Source organism: Sphingosinicella humi (genome assembly GCF_003129465.1).
GTDB classification, from domain to species: Bacteria; Pseudomonadota; Alphaproteobacteria; order Sphingomonadales; family Sphingomonadaceae; genus Allosphingosinicella; species Allosphingosinicella humi.
The window spans coordinates 1,835,699-1,856,321 of sequence record NZ_QFFF01000001.1 but is presented as its reverse complement, the minus strand read 5'-3'; the positions used below and the strand labels follow the sequence as shown (position 1 = coordinate 1,856,321).

The 20,623-nt window shown below is 63.7% G+C and carries 27 protein-coding genes; 10 read left to right on the top strand and 17 right to left on the bottom strand.

Annotated features, from left to right (window positions below; genetic code table 11):
* From DF286_RS09300 to DF286_RS09260, 9 genes are all read right to left on the bottom strand, one after another.
* Nucleotides 1-780, bottom strand: coding sequence for a sulfite exporter TauE/SafE family protein (locus DF286_RS09300; protein ID WP_109271178.1), 780 nt, complete (start codon nucleotides 778-780; stop codon nucleotides 1-3).
* Nucleotides 781-806: 26 nt separating this feature from the next.
* Nucleotides 807-1,142, bottom strand: coding sequence for a protein tyrosine phosphatase family protein (locus DF286_RS09295; protein WP_109271177.1), 336 nt, complete (start codon nucleotides 1,140-1,142; stop codon nucleotides 807-809).
* Between the two features lie 5 nt (nucleotides 1,143-1,147).
* Nucleotides 1,148-1,588: a DUF6691 family protein gene (locus DF286_RS09290; RefSeq protein ID WP_109271176.1), complete on the bottom strand. Its 441-nt coding sequence runs from the start codon at nucleotides 1,586-1,588 to the stop codon at nucleotides 1,148-1,150.
* 1 nt (nucleotide 1,589) lies between these two features.
* Nucleotides 1,590-2,018 carry a YeeE/YedE family protein gene (locus DF286_RS09285; RefSeq protein WP_109271175.1) on the bottom strand — a complete coding sequence of 143 codons (429 nt, stop codon included), beginning with the start codon at nucleotides 2,016-2,018 and terminating at the stop codon, nucleotides 1,590-1,592.
* A gap of 15 nt (nucleotides 2,019-2,033) precedes the next feature.
* The gene (locus DF286_RS09280) at nucleotides 2,034-2,957 is read right to left on the bottom strand and encodes an MBL fold metallo-hydrolase (RefSeq protein ID WP_109272113.1); all 924 of its coding nucleotides are present in this window, start codon (nucleotides 2,955-2,957) and stop codon (nucleotides 2,034-2,036) included.
* 8 nt (nucleotides 2,958-2,965) lie between these two features.
* Entirely contained in the window at nucleotides 2,966-3,310 is a 345-nt protein-coding gene (locus tag DF286_RS09275; RefSeq protein ID WP_243444785.1) for an ArsR/SmtB family transcription factor, read from the bottom strand.
* A 101-nt stretch (nucleotides 3,311-3,411) separates the two neighbouring features.
* Nucleotides 3,412-3,720, bottom strand: a complete 309-nt coding sequence (locus DF286_RS09270) for a DUF1244 domain-containing protein (protein WP_109271173.1) — start codon at nucleotides 3,718-3,720, stop codon at nucleotides 3,412-3,414.
* 99 nt (nucleotides 3,721-3,819) lie between these two features.
* Nucleotides 3,820-4,506, bottom strand: coding sequence for an iron-sulfur cluster repair di-iron protein (ric, locus tag DF286_RS09265; RefSeq protein ID WP_243444784.1), 687 nt, complete (start codon nucleotides 4,504-4,506; stop codon nucleotides 3,820-3,822).
* Nucleotides 4,507-4,683: 177 nt separating this feature from the next.
* A complete protein-coding gene (locus tag DF286_RS09260; RefSeq protein ID WP_109271171.1) occupies nucleotides 4,684-5,067 on the bottom strand; it encodes an acyl-CoA thioesterase in 384 nt (127 codons plus the stop codon).
* A gap of 263 nt (nucleotides 5,068-5,330) precedes the next feature.
* Between DF286_RS09260 and DF286_RS09255 the strand changes: the two genes are divergently transcribed.
* Nucleotides 5,331-5,960, top strand: a complete 630-nt coding sequence (locus DF286_RS09255; protein ID WP_109271170.1) for a YitT family protein — start codon at nucleotides 5,331-5,333, stop codon at nucleotides 5,958-5,960.
* Between the two features lie 50 nt (nucleotides 5,961-6,010).
* The gene (locus tag DF286_RS09250; protein ID WP_109271169.1) at nucleotides 6,011-6,238 is read left to right on the top strand and encodes a hemerythrin domain-containing protein; all 228 of its coding nucleotides are present in this window, start codon (nucleotides 6,011-6,013) and stop codon (nucleotides 6,236-6,238) included.
* A 373-nt stretch (nucleotides 6,239-6,611) separates the two neighbouring features.
* Here DF286_RS09250 and DF286_RS15540 read toward each other — a convergent pair whose 3' ends face one another.
* Nucleotides 6,612-6,770, bottom strand: coding sequence for a DUF378 domain-containing protein (locus DF286_RS15540; protein ID WP_424141252.1), 159 nt, complete (start codon nucleotides 6,768-6,770; stop codon nucleotides 6,612-6,614).
* A 207-nt stretch (nucleotides 6,771-6,977) separates the two neighbouring features.
* On the opposite strand from DF286_RS15540, the gene DF286_RS09240 reads away from it, so the two are divergent.
* Nucleotides 6,978-7,334, top strand: a complete 357-nt coding sequence (locus DF286_RS09240) for a c-type cytochrome (protein ID WP_243444782.1) — start codon at nucleotides 6,978-6,980, stop codon at nucleotides 7,332-7,334.
* A gap of 79 nt (nucleotides 7,335-7,413) precedes the next feature.
* Here DF286_RS09240 and DF286_RS09235 read toward each other — a convergent pair whose 3' ends face one another.
* The gene (locus DF286_RS09235) at nucleotides 7,414-9,849 is read right to left on the bottom strand and encodes a cation-translocating P-type ATPase (RefSeq protein WP_109271168.1); all 2,436 of its coding nucleotides are present in this window, start codon (nucleotides 9,847-9,849) and stop codon (nucleotides 7,414-7,416) included.
* A 64-nt stretch (nucleotides 9,850-9,913) separates the two neighbouring features.
* Nucleotides 9,914-10,336: a universal stress protein gene (locus tag DF286_RS09230; RefSeq protein ID WP_109271167.1), complete on the bottom strand. Its 423-nt coding sequence runs from the start codon at nucleotides 10,334-10,336 to the stop codon at nucleotides 9,914-9,916.
* A 244-nt stretch (nucleotides 10,337-10,580) separates the two neighbouring features.
* Here DF286_RS09230 and DF286_RS15130 point away from each other — a divergent pair, with 244 nt between their 5' ends.
* From DF286_RS15130 to DF286_RS15570, 3 genes are read left to right on the top strand one after another with little or no spacing between them, the layout of a single operon-like run.
* Nucleotides 10,581-10,727 carry a hypothetical protein gene (locus tag DF286_RS15130; protein WP_158274654.1) on the top strand — a complete coding sequence of 49 codons (147 nt, stop codon included), beginning with the start codon at nucleotides 10,581-10,583 and terminating at the stop codon, nucleotides 10,725-10,727.
* 29 nt (nucleotides 10,728-10,756) lie between these two features.
* On the top strand, nucleotides 10,757-11,368 hold the full coding sequence (locus DF286_RS09225) for an alcohol dehydrogenase catalytic domain-containing protein (RefSeq protein ID WP_424141243.1): 612 nt from the start codon (nucleotides 10,757-10,759) through the stop codon (nucleotides 11,366-11,368).
* A 5-nt stretch (nucleotides 11,369-11,373) separates the two neighbouring features.
* Entirely contained in the window at nucleotides 11,374-11,634 is a 261-nt protein-coding gene (locus tag DF286_RS15570) for an MDR/zinc-dependent alcohol dehydrogenase-like family protein (RefSeq protein ID WP_424141242.1), read from the top strand.
* Between the two features lie 27 nt (nucleotides 11,635-11,661).
* Here the strand turns inward: DF286_RS15570 and DF286_RS09220 are convergent, their stop codons facing one another.
* The 3 genes from DF286_RS09220 to DF286_RS09210 are packed head-to-tail and all read right to left on the bottom strand — an operon-like array spanning nucleotide 11,662 to nucleotide 13,700.
* Nucleotides 11,662-12,423 (bottom strand): SDR family oxidoreductase, encoded by a 762-nt coding sequence (locus tag DF286_RS09220; protein WP_109271166.1) that lies wholly within the window; start codon nucleotides 12,421-12,423, stop codon nucleotides 11,662-11,664.
* Entirely contained in the window at nucleotides 12,416-12,886 is a 471-nt protein-coding gene (locus tag DF286_RS09215) for a hypothetical protein (protein WP_109271165.1), read from the bottom strand. The genes DF286_RS09220 and DF286_RS09215 overlap by 8 nt, the downstream gene beginning before the upstream one ends.
* A 1-nt stretch (nucleotide 12,887) precedes the next feature.
* Nucleotides 12,888-13,700 carry a universal stress protein gene (locus DF286_RS09210; protein ID WP_109271164.1) on the bottom strand — a complete coding sequence of 271 codons (813 nt, stop codon included), beginning with the start codon at nucleotides 13,698-13,700 and terminating at the stop codon, nucleotides 12,888-12,890.
* 205 nt (nucleotides 13,701-13,905) lie between these two features.
* Here DF286_RS09210 and DF286_RS09205 point away from each other — a divergent pair, with 205 nt between their 5' ends.
* Together DF286_RS09205 and DF286_RS09200 are read left to right on the top strand one after the other, a co-directional pair.
* Nucleotides 13,906-14,301 (top strand): hypothetical protein, encoded by a 396-nt coding sequence (locus DF286_RS09205; protein ID WP_109271163.1) that lies wholly within the window; start codon nucleotides 13,906-13,908, stop codon nucleotides 14,299-14,301.
* Nucleotides 14,302-14,709 carry a low affinity iron permease family protein gene (locus DF286_RS09200; protein ID WP_109271162.1) on the top strand — a complete coding sequence of 136 codons (408 nt, stop codon included), beginning with the start codon at nucleotides 14,302-14,304 and terminating at the stop codon, nucleotides 14,707-14,709. It abuts the gene before it with no gap.
* 6 nt (nucleotides 14,710-14,715) lie between these two features.
* Here the strand turns inward: DF286_RS09200 and DF286_RS09195 are convergent, their stop codons facing one another.
* Nucleotides 14,716-15,348, bottom strand: coding sequence for a response regulator transcription factor (locus DF286_RS09195; protein ID WP_109271161.1), 633 nt, complete (start codon nucleotides 15,346-15,348; stop codon nucleotides 14,716-14,718).
* Entirely contained in the window at nucleotides 15,335-16,843 is a 1,509-nt protein-coding gene (locus tag DF286_RS09190) for a PAS domain-containing sensor histidine kinase (protein WP_109271160.1), read from the bottom strand. The genes DF286_RS09195 and DF286_RS09190 overlap by 14 nt, the downstream gene beginning before the upstream one ends.
* A 292-nt stretch (nucleotides 16,844-17,135) precedes the next feature.
* Here DF286_RS09190 and DF286_RS09185 point away from each other — a divergent pair, with 292 nt between their 5' ends.
* Both DF286_RS09185 and DF286_RS09180 read left to right on the top strand, forming a co-directional pair.
* On the top strand, nucleotides 17,136-19,817 hold the full coding sequence (locus tag DF286_RS09185; protein WP_158274653.1) for a cation-translocating P-type ATPase: 2,682 nt from the start codon (nucleotides 17,136-17,138) through the stop codon (nucleotides 19,815-19,817).
* A 29-nt stretch (nucleotides 19,818-19,846) separates the two neighbouring features.
* Nucleotides 19,847-20,431 carry a GNAT family N-acetyltransferase gene (locus tag DF286_RS09180; RefSeq protein ID WP_109271158.1) on the top strand — a complete coding sequence of 195 codons (585 nt, stop codon included), beginning with the start codon at nucleotides 19,847-19,849 and terminating at the stop codon, nucleotides 20,429-20,431.
* The last annotated feature ends 192 nt before the right edge of the window (nucleotides 20,432-20,623 follow it).

Genomic DNA, 20,623 nt, shown 5'->3' with positions numbered 1-20,623 from the left:
TCAGAACACGGCGGGGCTCTGCCATAACATATAGGCGGCGACGACGAAGATCAGCCCGGCGAAGACGGTAGTCAGGCGACCTTGCGTGCCAGAGAGGCGCTTAGCCAGGCGCGCGCCGATGAGACCACCGGCTATCCCTCCGAGGATGAAGACAGCCGCGAGCGCCCAGTCCACCAGGCCGGAGAAGGCATAGTTCGCGGCAGTCGTCAGTCCGAACGCGCTCACCGCCACAAGCGAGGAACCGACCGCGTTGATCATCGGCATGCCGGTCGCGGCGACCAGGCCCGGAACGATAAGGAACCCGCCGCCGATGCCGAAGAAGCCGGAGAACAATCCGGTGCCAGCGCCATAGCCAACGAGCTTGGGTGCGTTCTCCCGACCGAGGACGACGGAAGGATCACCCTCGCGGCGTCGGTTGCGCAGCATCAGCACGCCGATGACGACCATGACGATCGCGAACAGGAAGAGCAGCTTCTGTCCGTCGAACGCCTTCCCTGCGGTGGATCCTGCAAACGCGCCAACGATTCCGGCGGCAGCGAAGACCAGCGAGCATCGCCATTTCACGTTTCCGTGGCGCACGTGGTTGAGCAGCCCGGTCAGCGCATTGGCCGCGACTGCGAGCGCGCTGGTGCCGATCGCGACATGCGGACTGGGGACGCCCACCAGATAGACCATGAGGGGGACGGCGAGGATGGAGCCTCCGCCGCCGACCAGACCAAGGACGAACCCGACCAGCACGCCCGATCCGGCTCCAAGCAGATATTGAATGGTATCGAGCATGACTGGTTATCCAATCGATCGAAGGGTCAGGAGACCGCCTGCGAAGCCTTCCAAAGAGCGGTCGACCGGTTCCCCGTTCGACAGAAGGCGAGCACCGGGCCGTCCGCCTCGCCGAGGGCGGCGGCAAAGGCGCGGATGTCGCTGTCGGTCATAGCGCCAGGCACGACGGGCACATGCCAGTAGGCAAGACCGACCCGCTTCGCTTCAGCCTCGAGTTCGAGCGAACTCGGTTGATCGGGGGCTTCACCGTCCGGCCGGTTGTTGATGACACCGACGAAGCCAGAGGCGGCAATCTCGCGGAGCTGCTCGGGCCGCACCTGCGGCCCCGTTGCGAGCTGATCGGAAAGTCGTGTGAGGTCCATTGTGATTATCCTTCGTATGCGGGCGCAGGGGCCCGAGTTGCGGTGAAGACGTGGTGCAGCGTCATTCCGGCGAGCATTGCGACGACGAACAGCCACGGTTGCCATGCGCCTAGCACTAGGCCGGCGACGGCGGGTCCGGGGCAGAAGCCCACGAGACCCCAGCCGATCCCGAACATGCCGGCGCCGATGAGTAGCTGGCGGTCGAGCGTACGGCTCGCAGGTATGGAGAAACGGTCGCCGAGCAGCGGCCGAGTCATCCGGCCGCGGACCCGATAAGCGATGGCGGACGGCACGAGGGCCGCGCCCATGACGAAAATCAGGGTCGGGTCCCAGGCGCCGGCAACGTCGAGAAACGCCTGCACGCGCGCCGGATTGACCATGTCCGAGAGGGCGAGGCCCGCGCCGAAAATGGCGCCCACGATCAGCCCCGGAAGAAATTTACGCATGTCAGCCTCCGATCACGTGGCGCAGGATGAACACGGTGGCGGCGGCGCTCGCCATGAATGTCGCCGTGGCGGCGATCGATCGAGGCGACAGCCGCGCCATTCCGCAGACCCCGTGACCGCTGGTGCAGCCGTTGCCGAGCCGGGTTCCGAAGCCGACCAGGAGGCCCGCGACGATCAGCAGCGGCACCGACGAGGTGACAATCACCTCCGGCGTCCGTACTGCCAGCGCGATCAAGGCAGCGCCGATCGGCAGGCCGACGAGAAAGGCCGTCGCTTGCGACCAGGGAGTGCCACCGGCACCCATCCTCGTTGCGGTGGCCACCATTCCGCTGACGCCGGCAATGCGGCCGGTCAGGAGCAGGAGGAGCGCGGCGGCGGTGCCGATCAGCAAGCCGCCGCCAATCGCCATCAATGGCGTCATCGTTTCCATGACTTTCGTCTCCGCTTAGAGCTGGTTGAGCGGGAGCTTGAGGTAGCTGACGCCGTTTTCCTCGGGCTCCGGCATCCGTCCGCCGCGCATGTTGACCTGAATCGACGGCAGGATGAGCTTCGGCATCGAAAGGGTTGCATCGCGCTGCGTGCGCATCTCGACGAAATCATCCTCGCTGACGCCCTCGTGGACGTGGACGTTACCTGTCCGCTCGGCGAGCATCGTCGTTTCCCAGACATATTCGTCGCGGTTCGGCGCTTTGTAGTCGTGGCAGAGGAATACGCGGCTCTGATCCGGCAGCTTCATCAGGCGGCGCACCGATTGGTAAAGCTGGCGCGCATCACCGCCGGGAAAATCTGCCCGTGCCGAGCCGTAATCGGGCATGAACATGGTATCGCCGGTGAACACCGCGTCGCCGATGATGTACGCCATGTCCGCAGGCGTGTGGCCAGGGACGTGAAGCGCGATCAGGGGGATCTCGCCGATCATCAGCTTGTCGCCATCGACGAGCAGGCGGTCGAACTGCGAGCCGTCCCGGGCGAAGCGGGTGCCTTCGTTGAAGATCTTGCCAAACACATTCTGCACGGTGACGATCTCGGCGCCGATCACGAGCTTCCCGCCCAACTTCTCCTGGAGATAGGGCGCGGCCGAGAGGTGATCGGCATGCGCGTGGGTCTCGAGCAGCCATTCGACATTGAGCCCTTCCGCCTCGACATAGGCGATCATGGCGTCGGCGGACTTAAAGCTGGTCCGTCCCGACGGCTGATCGAAGTCGAGCACGCTGTCGATGATCGCCGCAGCCTTGGTGGCGGGGTCGTGAACGACGTAGCTCGCCGTGAAGGTCGGCTCGTCGAAGAAGGCCTCCACGTGCGGTGTGCGGATCTTCCCCTGCAGCACCGCATTGATCTGAGACGCGGCGCGCTCGAGATTGATGTCCATTCCCATTTTCAACTTCCCTTGGTCCCGGTGGCGCTCTCCTGCCCAAGGTCTGGGCAGAAGAGGTCATGGAGAAGCGCGAGCAACTGCTCTGCCTTCGGATCGCAGACGCGGTAGAAGACCATCTGGGCCTCCTTCCTGGTGGCGACGAGCTCTTCCTCGCGCAGCTTGGCGAGGTGTTGCGACAAAGCCGATTGGCTGAGGCCCACCTGCTCCGTGAGCTCACCAGCGGACATTTCGCCGGCCTCGGCGAGGTAGCAGAGCACGAGCAGGCGCGGCTCGCTGGCCAATGCCCTTAGCAAGCCCACTGCCTCGGCGGCGTGACGGCTGAACTGGTTGACGAGGTCAGGCTGCATTACACTCTCCATTAGATCATGCTAATTTAGTAGCATCTAATGGAAGCGCAAGGGGGCTGCCGATCAGGCGGAGCAGCCCCCGTTTTCATCAAATCGGGCGTTCAATCCCGATTGCGCGCGACGCTTTGCTGCATTCGCTCCAGCTGCTCCGGCGTCGCGTCCGTCTGGTGACGGGCCTTCCAGTCGTCGTACGGCATGCCATAGACAGCCGCGCGGGCAGTCCCCTTGCCGAGCGATGCGCCGCCCTCCTCGGCGGCTTCCTCCAGCCATTTCGACAGACAATTGCGGCAAAAGCCGGTCCGTCCCATCATATCCACATTCTGCACATCCGTTCGATGCTGCAGGTGACGGACAAGCCGCCAGAAGGCGGCCGCCGCCACAGCATCCGGGACTGCCAGGGTATCGGGCATCTTGACCTCCCATGACATGGTGGGCCGAGCAACGTGCCCGGCCCACCCATTTGGGCGCCAATCCGACAAAGTCAAAAATGCTCGAGGCGCAGGGTAGCTTTACGAGGCCGCGCGGCTCTCGAAGCGTGGAAACAGGATATTGTTCTCGATGTGGATGTGCTCGATCAGATCGTCCCTGAACTGCATCGCCCCGGCATACAGCGCACGCCAGGTACCGCAGCCGCCCTCCGGCACCGTGAAGTCGCCGGTCAGTTCGGCCATGCGCTCCAGCAATGCGCCATGATCGACATGATCCTCGCGCATTTGTGCGATGGGGCCGTCCAGCGGTCCGGCGCCTTGCCGGCGCATGGCCGGAAAGAGGATCAGCTCCTCCTTCCTCATATGCACTTCCAATTCGCCGAGGGCGTGCTGGAGGACGTCAGCCAACCCCGCCGGAACTCCCGGCTTTCCGGCATGCACCTGCTCGACCCTGCGCGACAGCATGATCAACTCCGGAACCTGACGCCGGTGGACCTCGTGATAACGCGCGACGATATGGTCGGTCAGCTCCGCCGTGCCGTCCGGTATCGCAGACGCGTCTGCGGTGCCGTCAAGCTCCAACAGCGCCCCGTGGAGCAATTCGATTTCGATCCCTCGGGCCTGCGCCGCCTCGTCGAGCGGAACGTCGCCATGGCAGCAAAAGTCGATCCCGAAACGCCGGAAAACGCCCGTCGCTCCTGCCATATTGGCGGCGATCTCGCCGACATTGCGCTGCCCCAGAGGCTCTATGGTTTGGACATGTGTCACGGCTGATTCCTTCGATTGATCTGCTTGCGTCATCGTCTGGGACCGGCAGGGCGCCCTTGGCGATGATCCAGGTCAAATCAGGGCGTGTTCATCTGTGCAATACGGGTCGGCTGCAGAGCACTTCCACACGCTCGTTGGAGCAGTCCTTCCGGCGGCTGGCACACCGCGAATGCAGCATCACTCGGGAATGAAGCGGGCGACGACAGCCTGCGCCAAGCGCGCCGGGCGGCCGGTGGCGGCATCCAGGCAGCACCAGCAGCTTTTCACCTCGGCGAGCACATCCTCGCCTCGCCTGATGATCGTGCTGAAGAAGGCGCGCGCGCCCTTCACCTGCTCCGCGACCACATCGGCCACGACCACGTCATTGAGGAATGTGGGGCGGCGGTAACTGATCTCGTGCTTGAGCGCGACCCACAGATGCGCCGCAACCGATTCGGCAGGGGCCGTCTTACGCCAATAACCGACAACCGCTTCCTGTACCCAGCGCAGATACACCGCGTTGTTCACATGGCCCATGTCGTCGATATCGGCGGCTGCGATCTGGATGGGGTGACGAAACATCCTTCGACTACCGTTGCACCTTGTTCTCATTAGCGGCTTGACTCCTCCGCGTCCAGCCGCCGGGATGGGTCGCCAACAGCCCTCCCACATGGTGCCAGGAAGAGAAATCTACAGTAGGCGCGATGCCGATCGTCGAGTCATTGATGCATATCAAAGCTCCTCGCCTCCGACGCTGCCATCGTCCGCGCTGGCAGCTTTCGGATTCGCCGCCCGGGGGCCTTCATCGACAGTGCAGCACTGGTAGATCCGGTACACATATCTCCATGACTGTAGAGCAATCCGTTCAGACGGCGTCCCTCCGACACACGTTGTTTGAAGACATATATGCCGTTCTGACCGGCTGCATCCTGGCCGTATTGGGGCTCCTCATGCTCCAGGCCGCAGGGCTGGTGACGGGAGGCATGGCGGGGCTCGCGCTCCTGCTATCCTATCTCCTCCCCATGTCGGTCGGCGTCCTGTTCGCCCTGCTGAACATCCCCTTTCTGGGGCTTGGAGGCAGGTCGATGGGCAAGGCCTTCGTCGTTAAGGCGGTCGCGGCCAATCTCCTGATCATGGTCCTGGCGATCGCGGCGCCACTCGGGTTCCGGATCGGCGAAGTGAATGGACTTTTCGCCGCGCTCGTCGGCGGGACGATGATTGGCGTAGGACTCCTGCTGCTGGCGCGCCATCAGGTCGGCATTGGCGGACTGGGAATCCTTGCGCTCGTTCTGCACAAAGCGTTCGGCTGGAACGCGGGTCGAACGATGATGATCGGAGATGCTCTGATTCTCTGCGCCTCGGCGCCCGTGTTGCACATGGGGACGCAACAGTTCGCCTACTCCGTGGTGAGCGCCGTCGCGGCGGCCGGCGTCCTGATCGTCTTCCACAAACCCGGCCGCTACACGGGCCATTGATACGCCTCATTCAAGGACAGGCGACGGCGGAAATGCGAACGGTGCTTCCAATGACGGACGCGCTTGAGCGCGAAATGCTTCAGATGCTCCGCGAACACGAAGCCATTCGGAACGCCCTGACCCGGTTTCGCGCCACCGCTGAGCGCAACGGACGCGAGGATTATGTGCGCTTGGCCGACAATCTCGCAGCGCATGCTCGTGAGGAGGAGGTAATCCTTTATCCCGCAGCCATTCTGATCGGACGCTACGTGGCGCAAACTGCGCCTCAGCAACAATGAACGCGAGCAAGGACCCGCTTCGTAACAGTGGTGCCCCGCAGACGACAAAAATGGGCACTCAAATCGTTGGGAAATCTCGTTGCCGCGGCTCTGACGACGCCATTGGCGCCCCCTGCGATGTCAACGCAGCGAAGACGAGCAGAATCCACGGATTTCTACCGATCTTGCTTGTTTAAGCATCGGAACAGACCGAGAATATAGCACATTCGCAAATCAATTCACCCGGATTTCACCCGGATGTTCGAGCGACAGGTTCTTTGGAGGGCGGTGCCAGAGGCAGGGCCAACAGACGCCTGCGAGCGCCTGTCACTTCAATGGCGAAGTCACCTACCCCCCCGAACGAAGGAGGGTTCAGCGTTCACTCTCCCCGTCCCTATATGACTAGGTTTTTCGCCAGGCGCCTCTCGCCTTGGAGTAGCGGAATAAGCTGCCAAAGCGCCGAGGCTCCGACAATCGCATAGACGATCCGGCTCAATATCGACATTTCGGCAAAGAGAGCCGCGACCAAGTCGAATCCGAACAGCCCAACCAGGCCCCAGTGAGTCCACCAACGATCAGCAACACAAGCGTAAGTGCGTTAATAGCGCGCATTGGTTCACTCCTTAAATCGTGCGATGCCCGCACTATCGCCGGTATTACATTTGGAGACTGCAGGTTCCGAACAGCTATGGAGGCCCGCTTCAGATTGGTAGAATGGCATGCCGCGGATGGTGACCTGGGAACAATTGGAGGAAAAATCTTGAAGCCAGCGAGCCTGTTTTGCTTCCCGCTGCTATTGGCAGCTTGCCAACCGCTTCCCTCAGTGGAGCCGGCGCCATCGGCGACGGCCGTAGAAGGCGGGGCATTTGCTGAGGCATCATGCGCGGAATGCCATGCCGTCGGTCGCTACGGCATATCGCGGATTTCGAACGCACCTCCTTTTCCGGTCATCGTCAATCAGGAAGGCGTCACAGCGGAGACGCTCTCCTATTGGCTGGAGGGTGCGCACAACTATCCGCGAGAGATGGACTTCTATTTGCGGGAGCGGGAAGTCGATGGGCTTGTGGCCTACATGCTTACCCTCCAGGACCCGAATTTCCGCCGCCCGCCCGATTAATGCCCTTGAGCCAGCGATAACAGACACTGTCGCGCAATAGCCTCCTGCTCAGTGAGCACCCTAGAGCCAACATGAGCCATCAAGAACGTGACGATCCGACGTGCGGCGAGGTCAGAGCCGGGCCGGGCCTCCAGCACATAAAGATAGCACCAAGCCCTGGGACGATGCCGGCTAGGAGGGCCACCACCCAATCATTCGTTTGCAGTGCATGCAAATGCGCCAGCGCAGCGAACCTCTCAACCCGGATGAAAACGAAGGCCGAGGCGAAAGCGCAGAGTGCCACCAGCCATGCCGCGCGAGTACCTCCTCGACTCAGCGTGAGCAGCAGGATCGCCAATGACACTACGAGCGTAACGAAGGCCATCGAACGTGCATGTTCAGCTTCTTCTCCTCCGTGCACTGTCAGGACGAAGACGGTGAGTACCGCCGCAGCGACGGCCAAGCCGGTGAGCAGGATCACCGCCCACTCGAATCCGGCGAAAAAGCTGGCTGGGGTTGGACTTCGCCCCGCGAGACTGTCGTCTACGGGTTTCTGAAAGCCCAATATAGCGGCTGGATGGATCAGCAGCTCAAGCCAAACGATGTGGACCGGAAGGTAGAGCAGCGGAAATCCCAGTAAGGGGATGATCGCGGCTGTCGCGACCAGGGGAATATGGACCATTAGCAGGAAGGCGAAGCTCATCCGGAGGTTCTGGAAGAGTTGCCTGCCTTCCGCGATTGCGACGACGATCGTGCTGAAATTGTCGTCCATGAGCACGATCTGGCTGACTTCCCGTGCGCTGCGGGTCCCGCGTAATCCCATAGCGATGCCGACGTCCGCTGCTCGCAGGGCTGGAGCGTCGTTCACCCCATCGCCGGTGACCGCGACGATGCGTCCCGAGCGCTGCAGCGCCTTCACGACAAGCACCTTCTGGGTGGGACTGGCTCGCGCGACGACGCTCAATTGCTGCAGTTCGTCCCCGCCCAAGTCCGAGAGCGCTTCCTCAAGGTGATTGCCCGAGATCGGGACCGGCGCCTCGGCCAGCCCCGCTTCTCTCGCGATCGCAGCCGCCGTCTCGAGATGATCACCCGTCAGCATCACGACCTGTATGCCCGCCTGCCGCGCCTCGACCATCGCTTCGCGGACGCCAGTGCGTATCGGGTCCGTCACCGTGATCAGCCCTGCGAACCGGAAACCGCTCTCCGGCTCCGCCGCCGGCGCTTTCTCGAAAGTGAGCCAGCCGCAGCCGAGGACCTTCTTGCCCTGCGCCGAGAGGCCGCGCACCACGTCGAGCCAGTGGTCCCTTTCCTGTGTCTTCATGTCGCACAGGTCCAGAATCGTTTCGGGCGCGCCCTTTATCGCCGCCAGCATCGGCTCTTCGGGCCTTGTCCAGAAAGCGCTCTCCCGGCGGCGATCTTCGGTGAAGGGGAATAGGCGCACTCGCTCCCATCCGGCCCCTGCCGGCGGGGCCCGCTCGAGGATGGCCGAGTCGAGCGGATCGCCGGACTCAGCTCGCGCAGCAAGGGCGGCGACCGTCATCAGCCACTTCTCGTCCATGGCTGTAGCCGGCACCGCGTCGCTGAACGCAAGTCGCCCTTCGGTGATGGTGCCCGTCTTGTCGCTGCAGATCGCCGATGCGCGTCCGATAGTCTCGACGGCGACGGCTTGGCGCACCAACGCTCTTCGCCTGGCGAGCCGGTAAACGCCGACGCCGAGGAAAAAGGTGAGGACAACCGGAAACTCCTCCGGGATGGCGGCGACAGCGAGGGTGGCGGCGCTGAGGAAGGCATCGACCCACCCGAAGCCTTGCCACAGCCGCACCGCAGCGAGCAGGAGGCAGATGGCGAGCGCGGCAGCGAGCAGAATCCTTACGAGCCGGGCCACGGCATCCTGAAGAGGCGTTCGGCCCTGAGGACCCTCGACGACCGACTTTACGACCTCACCGTAGAGAGTGTCGCCGCCGACCAGCAGGATTCGAACATGGGCTTCCCCGGTCAGGAGCCGTGTGCCGGCGAAGGACCACGCTTCCTCGGGGGGTGCCGCCGATCCGCGATGCGGATGTTTTGCAACGGGAAAGGCTTCCCCCGTCAGGGAGGACTCCTCCGCCTGCAGCCCGGTGCCGGCAATGATCACCCCGTCGGCTGGAAAGGTCTCACCGGGTACGACAATGGCGAGGTCGCCGGCCACCAGCTGATCGGCGGCGATCCGGCCCCGCACCCCGTCGCGCAGGACGGTCGCCTCTCCCGCAAGCACGCTGCTCAGTCCCTCGATCGATGCCTGGGTGCGACGGTGGAGATAGAGATCCATTCCCGTCAATGGCGCGATCGCGACCAGCAGCACCGCCGCATCCGTATATTGCCCCAAGAGGCCGAACAGGCCGCTTGTCAGCAGCAGGAACCACAGCATAGGATCGCCTGCAGCGTCTCGGACCATCGCCGCTCGCGACCGAGGTGCCTGCTCGGCTATCATGTTGTTCCCGAAGCGCTTCCGAAATGCCGTCGCCTCCTGTTCGGAAAGTCCCTCATTCGGAGGCATTGCGAGTAGATGCGCCCGATCTGCAGGTACGCCTCGCTTCACGACAGGGGGCCCGGGGAGCCTCTCATTCCCGCACCACCAGCACCGAGCAACGGGCGTGGCGGACGACGCGTGACGCGTTCGCTCCAATGAGCCAGTCGCGCATCTCCGGGCGATGCGAGGCAAGAACGATCATGTCGGCTTCGACCTGCTCTGCCACGTCGAGAATCCCGCCGCTGATGTTGCCGGTGCCGACTCGGGTTTCCATGGGCGACGCCCCGCGCAACTCATCCGCGAGCGCGCCAAGGCGAGCGCGGGCGGAGGACAGAAGGTCCCGGTAAGCGATTAATGACCATTGCGCCGCGCGTGCCGCCACCTTGTCCTCGACAATTGTCGCCAAGGTCAGCCGGGCATTGAAGCAGCGAGCCAGCGCGAGCGCCGTTGGCGCCGCCTTCGACCATGAGCTGGGCTCCTCCAGGTCAATCGGCACGAGGATGCTGGAGTACAATTATCGTCCCCTTTGAAGGCCGTTGGCTCGGCGCTGGCTGGCGACAACTCGCATGTTTGATCCTGGGCGCCCATCCGGGAATCTCCTTAGCGACCAAGGTCCGGGCGAGCGTAGCCTCCTCAGCCGAGCGGGCACAGGCGCATGGCTCATAAAGCCCCGGCGCTGCGTTCATTAGGTAGGATTGCGGATGTCGGCGCTATGGGAGGGTCATTTATCCCGAGCGAAAGGCATAGGAGACCCGCAGATGGCAACAAGAGCGGACAAGGAGCGTTTGGCCGTCGCCTTCGCGATGCTCCTGGCAGTGATGGGCCTGATCCGGATCGGCCAACTCGGCGCTTCCGACATTCGGCATGCCGGCTTTCCGGGAGCGGCCGCGATGGCTGCGCCCTAACGGGGCCCATGACCGCAACGATGCTGGCCATGCAGCTGGACGCTCCGGGGCAGCCCCTCAGGCCCGTGGAGCGGTCACGGCCGACGCCCGGCAAAGGCGAGCTGCTGATCCAGGTCTCCGCTTGCGCTGTGTGCCGGACGGACCTTCATGTCGTTGACGGCGACCTTGACGGACCGCTGCCGATCATTCCCGCCCATGAGGTGGTCGGTCACATACTGGAAGTCGGCGACGGCGCGAGCGGCTTTTCGCAATTCACCGGCTTCACGCGCGATGGCGGATTTGCCACGCATTTGGTGGCGGACGCGGCCTATTGCTTCTCCTTGCCTCAGTCATTTTCGGACGTCGAGGCCGCTCCGCTGCTGTGCGCCGGCCTCATTGGTTATCGCGCCTACCAAATGGCGGGGGATGCCTCCTGCCTGGGCTTCTACGGCTTTGGTGCCGCGGCGCATGTGCTGGCTCAGGTCGCCTTGTGGGAGGGTCGGCGAGTCTTCGCCTTCACCCAATCCGGAGACACGGCCGGACAAGCCTTCGCCCGGGAGCTGGGCTGCGAATGGTCGGGCGCATCGGACGAGGACCCGCCCGAGGTTCTCGACGCCGCCATCATCTTCGCTCCCGTCGGAGCGCTGGTGCCGCGACGCTGAAGCATGTGCGCAAGGGCGGCCGCGTCGTCTGCGCCGGCATCTATATGAGCGATATTCCGAGCTTCCCCTATGCGGACTTCTGGGGCGAACGCTCGATCCTGTCCGTCGCGAACCTGACGCGCGCCGGCGGCATCGCGTTCCTCGACATTGCCCCTCGAGTGCCTGTTCGCACCCGCACCACTGTCTTTTCCGTGGCCCAGGCCAATGAGGCTCTGTCGGCACTACGTGAAGGGCGTCTCAACGGAGCGGCCGTGCTCGTCCCTTAGCACCGCCAAAGGATGCGGTTGAGTTCGCTACTTGGCCGTCCACCCGCCGTCGATGGCGATGGCCTGTCCCGTGGTGAAGCTCGCTTCTCCGCAGCACAACCACAAGACCGCGGACGCAATCTCCTCGGGGCGGCCGATGCGGCCCATGGGTTCGATTTCCACCATAGTGTCGCGGCCGCCCTCCACGGCCGCCATATAGCGTTCGAGCATCGGGGTCTCGATCGCGCCGGGACAAACGGCGTTCACCCGAATGTTGTGTCGCGCATATTTGAGGGCGGCCGTCCTGGTGAGGCCGACTACGCCATGTTTGGACGCGACATAGGCGGAGATGTTCGGCAATCCGATTAGCCCGGCAACGGAGGAGCAGTTGACGATTGCGCCCCCTTTGGGCTGGCGCAGCATCATCCTGATCTCCTCCCGCATGCACAACCAAACGCCCCGAAGGTTGACGGCGATGACCCGATCGAAATTGTCGACCGTTCCGTCCGCTATGGACGCCTGTCGCCCCTCGATGCCGGCGTTGTTGAAGGCCGCGTCCAGCTTCCCGAACCGCTCATCGATCGTGTCGAAGAGCGTCCGAACCTCTTCCTCGTCCGACACGTCGCAGCGCATAAAGAAGGCCCGAAACTCTTCGGCAGCGATACCCGCCTCGGTTCGAAGGCCGGCGTCCTCATCGACATCCGTGACAACCGTCACATAACCTCGGCGAGCAAAAGCGTAGGCCGTCTGGCGCCCTATACCCGAGGCGGCGCCGGTCACGAGCGCGACCGGGGCGACGGGCTCAGCCACGGGGTTTCTCCACCCAGAGTGTTCTTGGGCTTGGCGGCGGGACCGTGACGCGCTTTCGTTGGCGCCGTATCCAGATCAGCACCTGGCCCAACGGAATGAAAGCCGCCAGCAGCTGACCCGCCAGTTCGAGCAGCGGGGCGGCGTGGCGGTACTGCGCGAGCCAATCCCCAATCGTGAGTCCCGGCATCCACAGCGCCAACCAGATCTCCGTCGCCAGCAACAGGGCGAAGGCCAGCAACCCCATGGTCAAAGCAGCCGAAATCGACTTCAGGCTCGGGAGGCGATCTATCAGCATCTTACTGGCGACCGAGCACGCCGCCAGGAAGAATGGCAGCTCCAGCAGCACGGCCGCCACGTCGCCCACTTCCGGCTCGACAAGCAATTCTCTCACACTACCGAAGGCCACGCCAAAGGCGAAGACCGAGAGGAAGTAGCCGATTGCGGCGATGGCGGCGGCAATCATGTCAGTGCCCCAGCAGGAGAGGCCGGCGGGACTGGTTCAACATGGAGCGGGTGACGCCGCCCAGCACCGCTTCGCGGATACGAGAGTGGCCGTAGGCGCCCATCAGGACATAGTCCGATCCAAGCACGGCCGCCGCGTCGTCGATGCACTCCGCGACCGACCGCCCCGACCACTGCCATTCGTGAAGCTCCGGCCGCACGCCATGATAGCCCAGATATTCGCAAGCATCGGTAGCCGGAAAATTGAGCTCATCCTCGATCACCGTAACGATATCGACCGCGGATGCGCGCTGCAGGAGCGGCACCGCCAGGCGCAGCGCCTGCGAAGCCTCGGCAGATCCATTCCAGGCGATCAAAGCCCGACCGCTCATATCGAAGGCGTTGCCGCCATCGGGAACGGCCAGGGTCAAGGTGCGGGCGTGGACCGCGACATCAGCGGTGGTGGGAAGCACCCGGTCGGCCCGGGCGCCATCGCCATCGGGAAGGCTCATCACGACAATATCGGCGAGACGCGAGCGTTCCACGAGAACCGAGGCGGGAACGCCGCTATAATCGAGCCACGTCCAGGGCACCTGAGCCCGCCGCAATGTCTGCTCGACGCGGGCGCGGTTGGCTGCTTGTTGTTCCTCAAGGCCCGTAATGGCTTCGGCCATCACATAGGTACCGCCGAATGGGTCGCCGAAGACGTAGGACGAGAAGGGCATAACCTGAACGCAGGTCAGGTGCCCGTGGTCCGCCTCGACCAGGTTCAATGCGGCTTCGACGCGGACTTCGAGGCCTGGATCTTCATTTGCGTAAAGCAGGATCGACTTCATGGGACCTCTCCTGTGCCGGTCGCGAGCGCACGATCGTCTCTGGCTAGAGGAGGAGAGACCTCACGTAATTACGTATACCTACTGAGGCGGTAGACGCGGCGATGCCGCCGCGAATCGCGAAGCGCGGGACGGGATCATCGCCAGCGCAGAGCATCCGTAGAAATGCGTAATGATTGGGTCGGAAGGAAGCGGCAGAAATATTCACATGACCTGGAACAGCATCCGCCTCGAGCTCGCCCGTACCAAGGACTTCCCGCAAGGATCAGCGAGCCGCTGCTATTTGCTGCGCCTTCCCCTCACCGAGGACGGCATGATCGACGAGACGGCGCGCAAGGCGGAACCCGGAAGAGCCACCGTCCGCCGCTTCTGGCCCAATGAGCCGGACCTTTCCGGCTATGTCGTCCGGACGCCGCGGGGCTGGGCCTTTTCCTATCGCCCCGGCGAGGAGGACGACGAGTCGGTCTTCCATCTCGAAACGCATCCGATGCGCCTCGGCGAATATATAACGTTGACCGAGCCTGACGGAGAGCGCCTCCCCTTCCGGGTCGCGAGTTTGAGTGCCCTCGGCGGGTTAGCGACGGCGCAGACGTCTACACGATAGATGGAGCGGTTCTTCACCAGCTTTGCCAGCGTAATGGCCAGCAAGGCAGGTCAACCTTCGGCATTCGCCCTATCGGTCGCGCTGATACTCCTCTGGATCGGAACGGGGCCCCTATTCGGCTGGTCCGACACATGGCAGCTCGTCGTCAATACAGCGACGACGATCATCACCTTCATCATGGTGTTCCTCATCCAGAACTCGCAGAACAGGGATGCCGCGGCGCTCCAGGCGAAACTCGACGAGGTTATCCGCGCCTTGGGACATGCCAGAAACGAGTTCATCGGCATTGAGCATCTTACCGATACCGAGATCGAGCGGATCCGGACGCGCCTGGAAGGAGAGGTTGAAAGAACCGGCAATGGCCGGAAGAGTTCTCAAGCCGTCACTAGATTGCTGCGGAGGCGGTAGGCGATGCTAGAGATTAGGATCCCCATCCTCACCCAAACCCGCCGCGAAGGCGATTCGAAGGGCGTCCGACAGGCTGACGACGCTTAGTTTGCTCATCAGATTGGCACGGTGGATCTCGACGGTCCGGGGGCTGATGTCGAGGTCATAGCCGATCGTCTTGTTGGGGTGGCCGCGAACGAGCCCCTTCAGCACGTCTTGCTCGCGCGGTGTGAGAGCCTGGAGCCGCACCTGCGCTTCATTGCGACGGACACGGGTCCGATCCGCCTGATCTATACGGGCAAAGCCCTCCTCGATCGCCTTTATCAGTACTGCCTTTTCGAAGGGTTTTTCGATGAAGTCGACGGCGCCTGCCTTCATCGCCTGGACGGCGACATTGACGTCACCATGGCCGGTCATGGCGATGACGGGGAGCGTCGAGCCGCGATCCCGCAGCGCCTGCTGCACCTCCAGCCCGTCCATGCCGGGCATGCGGATGTCGAGAAGGATGCAGCCGGGCTCGACTTCTCTCTCCTTCAGGAACTCGGTGCCCGAGAGGAAGGACTTCACCAAGAAGCCCGACGTCTTGAGCATGAAGCCGGCCGAGCGGCGGATCGCCTCGTCGTCATCGACCAGATAGACGATGCGGTTATTGTCGTTCATCCGACTCTCCCCCCGCTTCGAGCAGCGTGAAGTGAAAGGCCGTGCCGCCGAGCTGCGACGGCTCGGCCCAAATCCTTCCGCCATGGCCTGTGATGATGGTGTGGCAGATAGAAAGGCCGAGCCCCATGCCGGCCGACTTGGTGCTGACGAATGGATCGAACAGACGCTTCGAGACCTCTGGAGGCAAGCCAGGACCGCTGTCGGCGATGACGACCTCGACGAATTCATCGTCATGCCGTCGCGAGCTGATCTCCAGCCGGCGGACCATTAAGCCATCCATGGCTTCGATCGCGTTTCGGATGAGATTGAGCAGCACCTGCTGGATCTGGATGCGATCGACGAGGACTCGGTCGAGATCGCGCCGCAGCTTCACGTCGACTTCAATGCCCCGCTCGCCCGCGCCGACCAGCGCGAGGGCGCTTGCCTCGCTGATGAGGCGGCTGAGGCTCTCGATACGGCGTTCGGTCTCGCCGCGGGAGATGAAGTCCCGCAGTCGCCGCACGATATGGCCCGCGCGAACAGACTGGGAGGCGCAATCGTCCAGCGCCTCGCGGACCGTCTCCACCGTCTCCGGTCTGGCATCTTCCAGCATGTCCCGCACCGTCTCGACATAATTGGCGATCGCGGTGAGCGGCTGGTTCAGTTCGTGGGCAAGCGACGTGGCAAGCGAGCCCATGGCCGTCACGCGCGACACATGGGCCAGTTCCGATTGGAGGCCATGCAGTCGCAATTCGGTTTGCTGCCGCTCCGTCAGGTCCTGGATGAAGCCGGTGAAAAGACGTTCCTCGCCGATCCGCGTCTCGCCGACATGGAGGTGAATGGGAAAAGTGGAGCCATCCCGCCGCCGCGCCGTCGTGACTCGCCCGATCCCGATGATCCGCCGCTCCCCGGTGCGAAGGTAGCGCTCCAGATAGCCGTCATGCCGCTCCCGATCCGGCGAGGGCATCAGCGTGCTGACATTCTCGCCCAGCAGCTCGGCTTCGGCATATCCGAACATCTCCTCCGCCGTCGCGCTGAAGGAGACGATATGACCCTGCACATCGATGACGATCATGGCATCGGGAACTGTCTCGAGGATTGAGCGGAGGTGACGTTCGCGCCTCTCGAGCTCGCCTACGAGCGCGCCCACCTCCTCGGCGGCATGCAGGGCACGCGCATGCTCGGCTTCGGCGAATTCCCGCTGCCCTTTCTCGGCGCCTCTGGCGCGCACCAGACGCTCGACCAGAAACACGATGCCGGCGCAAACGGCGAAGTAGATGCCGAGATGAACGGCGTCCGCCGTGTTCAGGACCCCGTCTTCAAGGAAGATGAGTGCCCCGGACGCGATCGAAAGGACAGCCGCGGCGGTGGCGGCACCGCGGCCAAAATAGATGCCGCACGCAAGAACCGAGACGGTGAACAGGATGAGCGGCGCACGACCATCGAGCCACGGCTGGAGTGCGTAACGGATGAGGAGGGCAAGCGCGACAGCCACCACGGCGGCAGCCAGGCCCATGGCTTCCTGCCTTACCCGACCTCTGCCGTCGGCGAGCGACGCTTCAAGAGGCTTCCGCGGAGTATCCTGATCGGCCATTGGTCACCCCTGCCGGTCTTTTACCAACAGGAGCGGCGACGGTATAGCTAGCGAGGCTTTAGGCAACTGCAACTCGGCCAGCCGGGCAGCGGCGACAAGTGAAGGCTCTTGTCCCTCGGCCATTCGCCCTAGGAATATTCCGTATCGCAGCTTCGCGCGCAGGCGGCGAATGAAGGTCTGGAGCCTCCGCGGACCCAGGACCCATCGAGTGAATATGACAGGCAACCAAGTGACGCCCCTGATTACCCAGGATCGAGCTCTGTCCGAGGGACCCTGTCAGGAAGAGCCGGCGATCGGCCCCTGGCATAGCTTGACATCCCAGCAATGCCTCCAACGGCTTGCAACCCACGCCGAAGGCCTGACCAGCCGGGAGGCGTCCGACCGGCTCACACGGTTCGGCCGCAACATCATCCCCGCCGGGGGCCGCACCGGCCTGGCACTCCTGTTCGTGAGGCAGTTTCGAAGCCCGCTCATTTATCTCCTGCTCGGCGCGGTGCTCGTCTCAGTCCTGCTCGATCATGGGCGCGACGCGATATTCATCGCCGTCGTCCTCATGATCAACGCCACCATCGGCAGTCTCCAGGAATATCGCGCGGAGACCAGCATGGCGGCGCTGCGCCGGCTGATCCGCCAGAAGGCGCGGGTGCGGCGCGACGGCGCCTCGACAATTGTCGAGGCCGACCAACTAGTGCCGGGCGACATAGTGGAAGTGGAATCAGGTGTCGCCGTCTCCGCCGACCTTCGCCTGCTGTGGAGCAGCGAGCTTCGCGTCAATGAGTCCACCTTGACCGGGGAGTCACTGGCCGTCCGCAAGGAAGCCAGCGCCGTTCCCGCTCAATCAGCCGGAACAGGCGACCGGCCCAACATGCTCCACGCCGGAACCACCGTCGAGGAAGGCCGCGGTGTCGCGGTGGCCGTGGCTACCGGCCTATCAACCGTCTTGGGCGAGATCAGCGCCTCGCTCGGAACCGCGGCCACCGCGCCCCCGCCGCTGGTGCTGCGGCTGGAGCGCCTCGCCAGACAGATAGCGATCGGCACCGTCGCTTTGATCGCACTGCTCGCGATCCTGCTAGGCAGCGAGGGCGAGCCCTTTTCCCAGATATTGCTGCTCGCCGTCGCGCTCGCCGTCTCCGCTATTCCCGAGGGCCTTCCGATCGCCGTCACGGTAGCCTTGTCGGCAGCCACTCGGCGCATGGCCGCCCGCAATGTGATCGTGAGGACGCTCCCGGCGGTGGAAGGCCTCGGCGCCTGCACTCTGATCGCCAGCGACAAGACCGGGACGCTGACCCAGAACCGCTTGTCGGTCGAGCGGGTGTCGTTGCCCGACGGACGATGCCTCACGCGAGAAAACTGGCACGATCCGGCGTTGAAGGAACTCGCGAAGGCCGTCGCGACCTGCAACGAAGCGGCGCCGGCGCCCGACGGCGCCTTCGGGGACAGCGTCGATGTTGCCCTGGCCGAGTTCGTGACCGAGGCGGGAATCGATTTCGCCAAGGCTGCCAACACACCACGCATCGCCATGCTGCCCTATGAGCCCGCGCGCCGCTTTGCCGCCGCCGCCGTCGGCGGCAACGGTGCCGGTCAGCTCTATGTGAAGGGCGCCCCAGAGGTCGTCCTACCCATGTGCGAGTTGCGGGATGACGGCGCCTCGCGGGCAGCCGTTTGGCTTGCCGAAGCAGGCTATCGGGTCCTGGCGGTAGCGGGGCGAGCCCTGGCGCCCAATGAGAGCATTGACTGCGGCAGCCCTCACGGGCTGCGGCTCCTCGGATGGGTCGGCCTGCTCGATCCGATCCGGCCAGAAGCGCCTGCGGCCATCGCAAGATGCGCCGAGGCGGGGATCAAGGTCCGGATGATAACGGGAGATCATCCGGGCACCGCCCTCACCATCGCGCGCCAGCTCGGACTCACCGCAACTGCCGAGCAGGTGGTTACGGGACAAGACCTCGGTGCCGCTCATCCTGAACGCTTTGCCGAACTAGTGGCGAAAGGCCGCGTTTTCGCCAGGATCGAGCCGACTCAAAAGCTCAGGATCGTGGAGACGCTCAGCGCGGCCGGCGAACTAGTCGCCGTGACCGGCGACGGGGTCAACGACGCGCCGGCGCTCAAGGCCGCGCATATCGGCGTCGCCATGGGTCGTGCCGGCACCGACGTAGCCCGCGGGGCGTCCGATCTAGTCCTGTCCGACGACAATTTCGCGTCCATCGTCGCAGGGATTGAGGAAGGGCGGATCACCTATGCCAATATACGCAAGATCGTGATTTTCCTGCTGGCCACCGGCATCGCCGAGATATTCATGTTCATCGGCGCCGTCGGCCTCGGGCTGCCGATGCCGCTGACGCCCGTTCAGCTGCTATGGAGCAATCTCGTCACCAACGGCGCGCAGGACGTGATGCTGGGTTTCGGGCGCGGCGAAGGGGATGAGCTTCGCCGTAGACCGCGGCGGCCCAACGAGCCCATCATCGACGGCTCGGCGCTTGTGCTGATGCTGCCTCCCGCCGCGACCATGAGCGTGCTCGCGCTGGCCATCGTTCAGTGGGGCGTGGATCGGGGCATGGCCTTGGCCGAGATCCAAAATGCAGTGCTCCTGATGACCGTGCTCTTCCAGAACGCCTATGTGCTATGCATGCGCAGCGAGCACCGGCCGCTTCATCGCGAGCCGCCACTTTCGAACCGATGGCTCCTGCTGGGGGTCGGCCTGGCGCTCTCGCTCCACCTCCTCGCCATGCACTGGAGTCCTTTGCGCGCAGTGCTGGGCACGGGACCGGTCGAACCGCCCATCCTCGTAGCCTGTCTGGCCGGCATGGCGCTGATCGTCATCGTGACCGAGGCCACCAAGCTCGGTGTCACGCGCTTCTACGGACATTTACGGATCGGAAGGGACGCAGCGGTCGCCTAGACCGGCTCCCACAGCCGAAGGAAAATGCCATGGCCTCGACCCACACCGAACTCGCCCGCGACGCCGCGTCGCCGCTTTCCACCCAGGCCGCCGAGATCGGCTGGAGCGCGGATCTGGTGACAAAGAGCGGAGTCCCCTTCCATGTCCGGCCCGCGCGGCCGAGCGACGAGGAGAGTCTCGCCGCCTTCTTCCGAAGCCTTCCTCCCGAAGACTTGCGACACCGCTTCCTGACGGGACTTAAAGAAGTCGGACATGAGCGATTGAAGGATATGGTCCGAAACGACGATCCCCACACAATCAACTTCCTCGCCGTCGATGAACCGTCGGGCACGATCCTCGCCACTGCGATGCTGGCGGCGACGAAAGATTATTCCGAAGGAGAGTTCGCCCTGTCCACCAGGCCCGAATGGAAACAGAAGGGCATCAGCTGGACCCTTCTCGATCATCTTGTGCGCTATGCCCAAGCCGCGGGCATCGGAACGATGAAGTCGATCGAGACATCGGATGATGCAATGGCGCTGCAGCTGGAACGGGAGATGGGCTTTACCGTCCATCTTTGCGCCGAGGACTCGACGCTCATGATCGCCGAGAAGAAGCTGGCCGCTCACCGATGATCACCACCTCTCCCTTGAGGAACTCCAGTACGAGCAGAGTCATAACTGTGACGCTGAGCGAAATAGAGCTGCTCGCCTTGGACAACTGGATTGCGAGGCGTCGTGGGCCACGCCCCTCTCGAGAGGAAGCCGTGCGCAGGCTCGTGACGTGCGGGCTATCCGAACACCCAGGGCAGTAATGTCACCCAGGGA

Coding starts and splice junctions, on each gene's coding strand:
- DF286_RS09190 (WP_109271160.1), bottom strand. CDS start 16,843: ATGGGCCTGGCTGCCGCCGTGGTGGCTGTCGCGCTTGCCCTCCTCATC.
- DF286_RS09290 (WP_109271176.1), bottom strand. CDS start 1,588: ATGCGTAAATTTCTTCCGGGGCTGATCGTGGGCGCCATTTTCGGCGCG.
- DF286_RS09195 (WP_109271161.1), bottom strand. CDS start 15,348: ATGAACGACAATAACCGCATCGTCTATCTGGTCGATGACGACGAGGCG.
- DF286_RS09180 (WP_109271158.1), top strand. CDS start 19,847: ATGGCCTCGACCCACACCGAACTCGCCCGCGACGCCGCGTCGCCGCTT.
- DF286_RS09285 (WP_109271175.1), bottom strand. CDS start 2,018: ATGGAAACGATGACGCCATTGATGGCGATTGGCGGCGGCTTGCTGATC.
- DF286_RS09225 (WP_424141243.1), top strand. CDS start 10,757: ATGCAGCTGGACGCTCCGGGGCAGCCCCTCAGGCCCGTGGAGCGGTCA.
- DF286_RS09210 (WP_109271164.1), bottom strand. CDS start 13,700: ATGAAGTCGATCCTGCTTTACGCAAATGAAGATCCAGGCCTCGAAGTC.
- DF286_RS09215 (WP_109271165.1), bottom strand. CDS start 12,886: ATGATTGCCGCCGCCATCGCCGCAATCGGCTACTTCCTCTCGGTCTTC.
- DF286_RS09260 (WP_109271171.1), bottom strand. CDS start 5,067: ATGTTTCGTCACCCCATCCAGATCGCAGCCGCCGATATCGACGACATG.
- DF286_RS09280 (WP_109272113.1), bottom strand. CDS start 2,957: ATGGACATCAATCTCGAGCGCGCCGCGTCTCAGATCAATGCGGTGCTG.
- DF286_RS09300 (WP_109271178.1), bottom strand. CDS start 780: ATGCTCGATACCATTCAATATCTGCTTGGAGCCGGATCGGGCGTGCTG.
- DF286_RS09235 (WP_109271168.1), bottom strand. CDS start 9,849: ATGCCTCCGAATGAGGGACTTTCCGAACAGGAGGCGACGGCATTTCGG.
- DF286_RS09250 (WP_109271169.1), top strand. CDS start 6,011: ATGACGGACGCGCTTGAGCGCGAAATGCTTCAGATGCTCCGCGAACAC.
- DF286_RS09255 (WP_109271170.1), top strand. CDS start 5,331: ATGACTGTAGAGCAATCCGTTCAGACGGCGTCCCTCCGACACACGTTG.
- DF286_RS09200 (WP_109271162.1), top strand. CDS start 14,302: ATGGAGCGGTTCTTCACCAGCTTTGCCAGCGTAATGGCCAGCAAGGCA.
- DF286_RS09270 (WP_109271173.1), bottom strand. CDS start 3,720: ATGCCCGATACCCTGGCAGTCCCGGATGCTGTGGCGGCGGCCGCCTTC.
- DF286_RS09275 (WP_243444785.1), bottom strand. CDS start 3,310: ATGCAGCCTGACCTCGTCAACCAGTTCAGCCGTCACGCCGCCGAGGCA.
- DF286_RS09205 (WP_109271163.1), top strand. CDS start 13,906: ATGACCTGGAACAGCATCCGCCTCGAGCTCGCCCGTACCAAGGACTTC.
- DF286_RS09295 (WP_109271177.1), bottom strand. CDS start 1,142: ATGGACCTCACACGACTTTCCGATCAGCTCGCAACGGGGCCGCAGGTG.
- DF286_RS15130 (WP_158274654.1), top strand. CDS start 10,581: ATGGCAACAAGAGCGGACAAGGAGCGTTTGGCCGTCGCCTTCGCGATG.
- DF286_RS09185 (WP_158274653.1), top strand. CDS start 17,136: ATGACAGGCAACCAAGTGACGCCCCTGATTACCCAGGATCGAGCTCTG.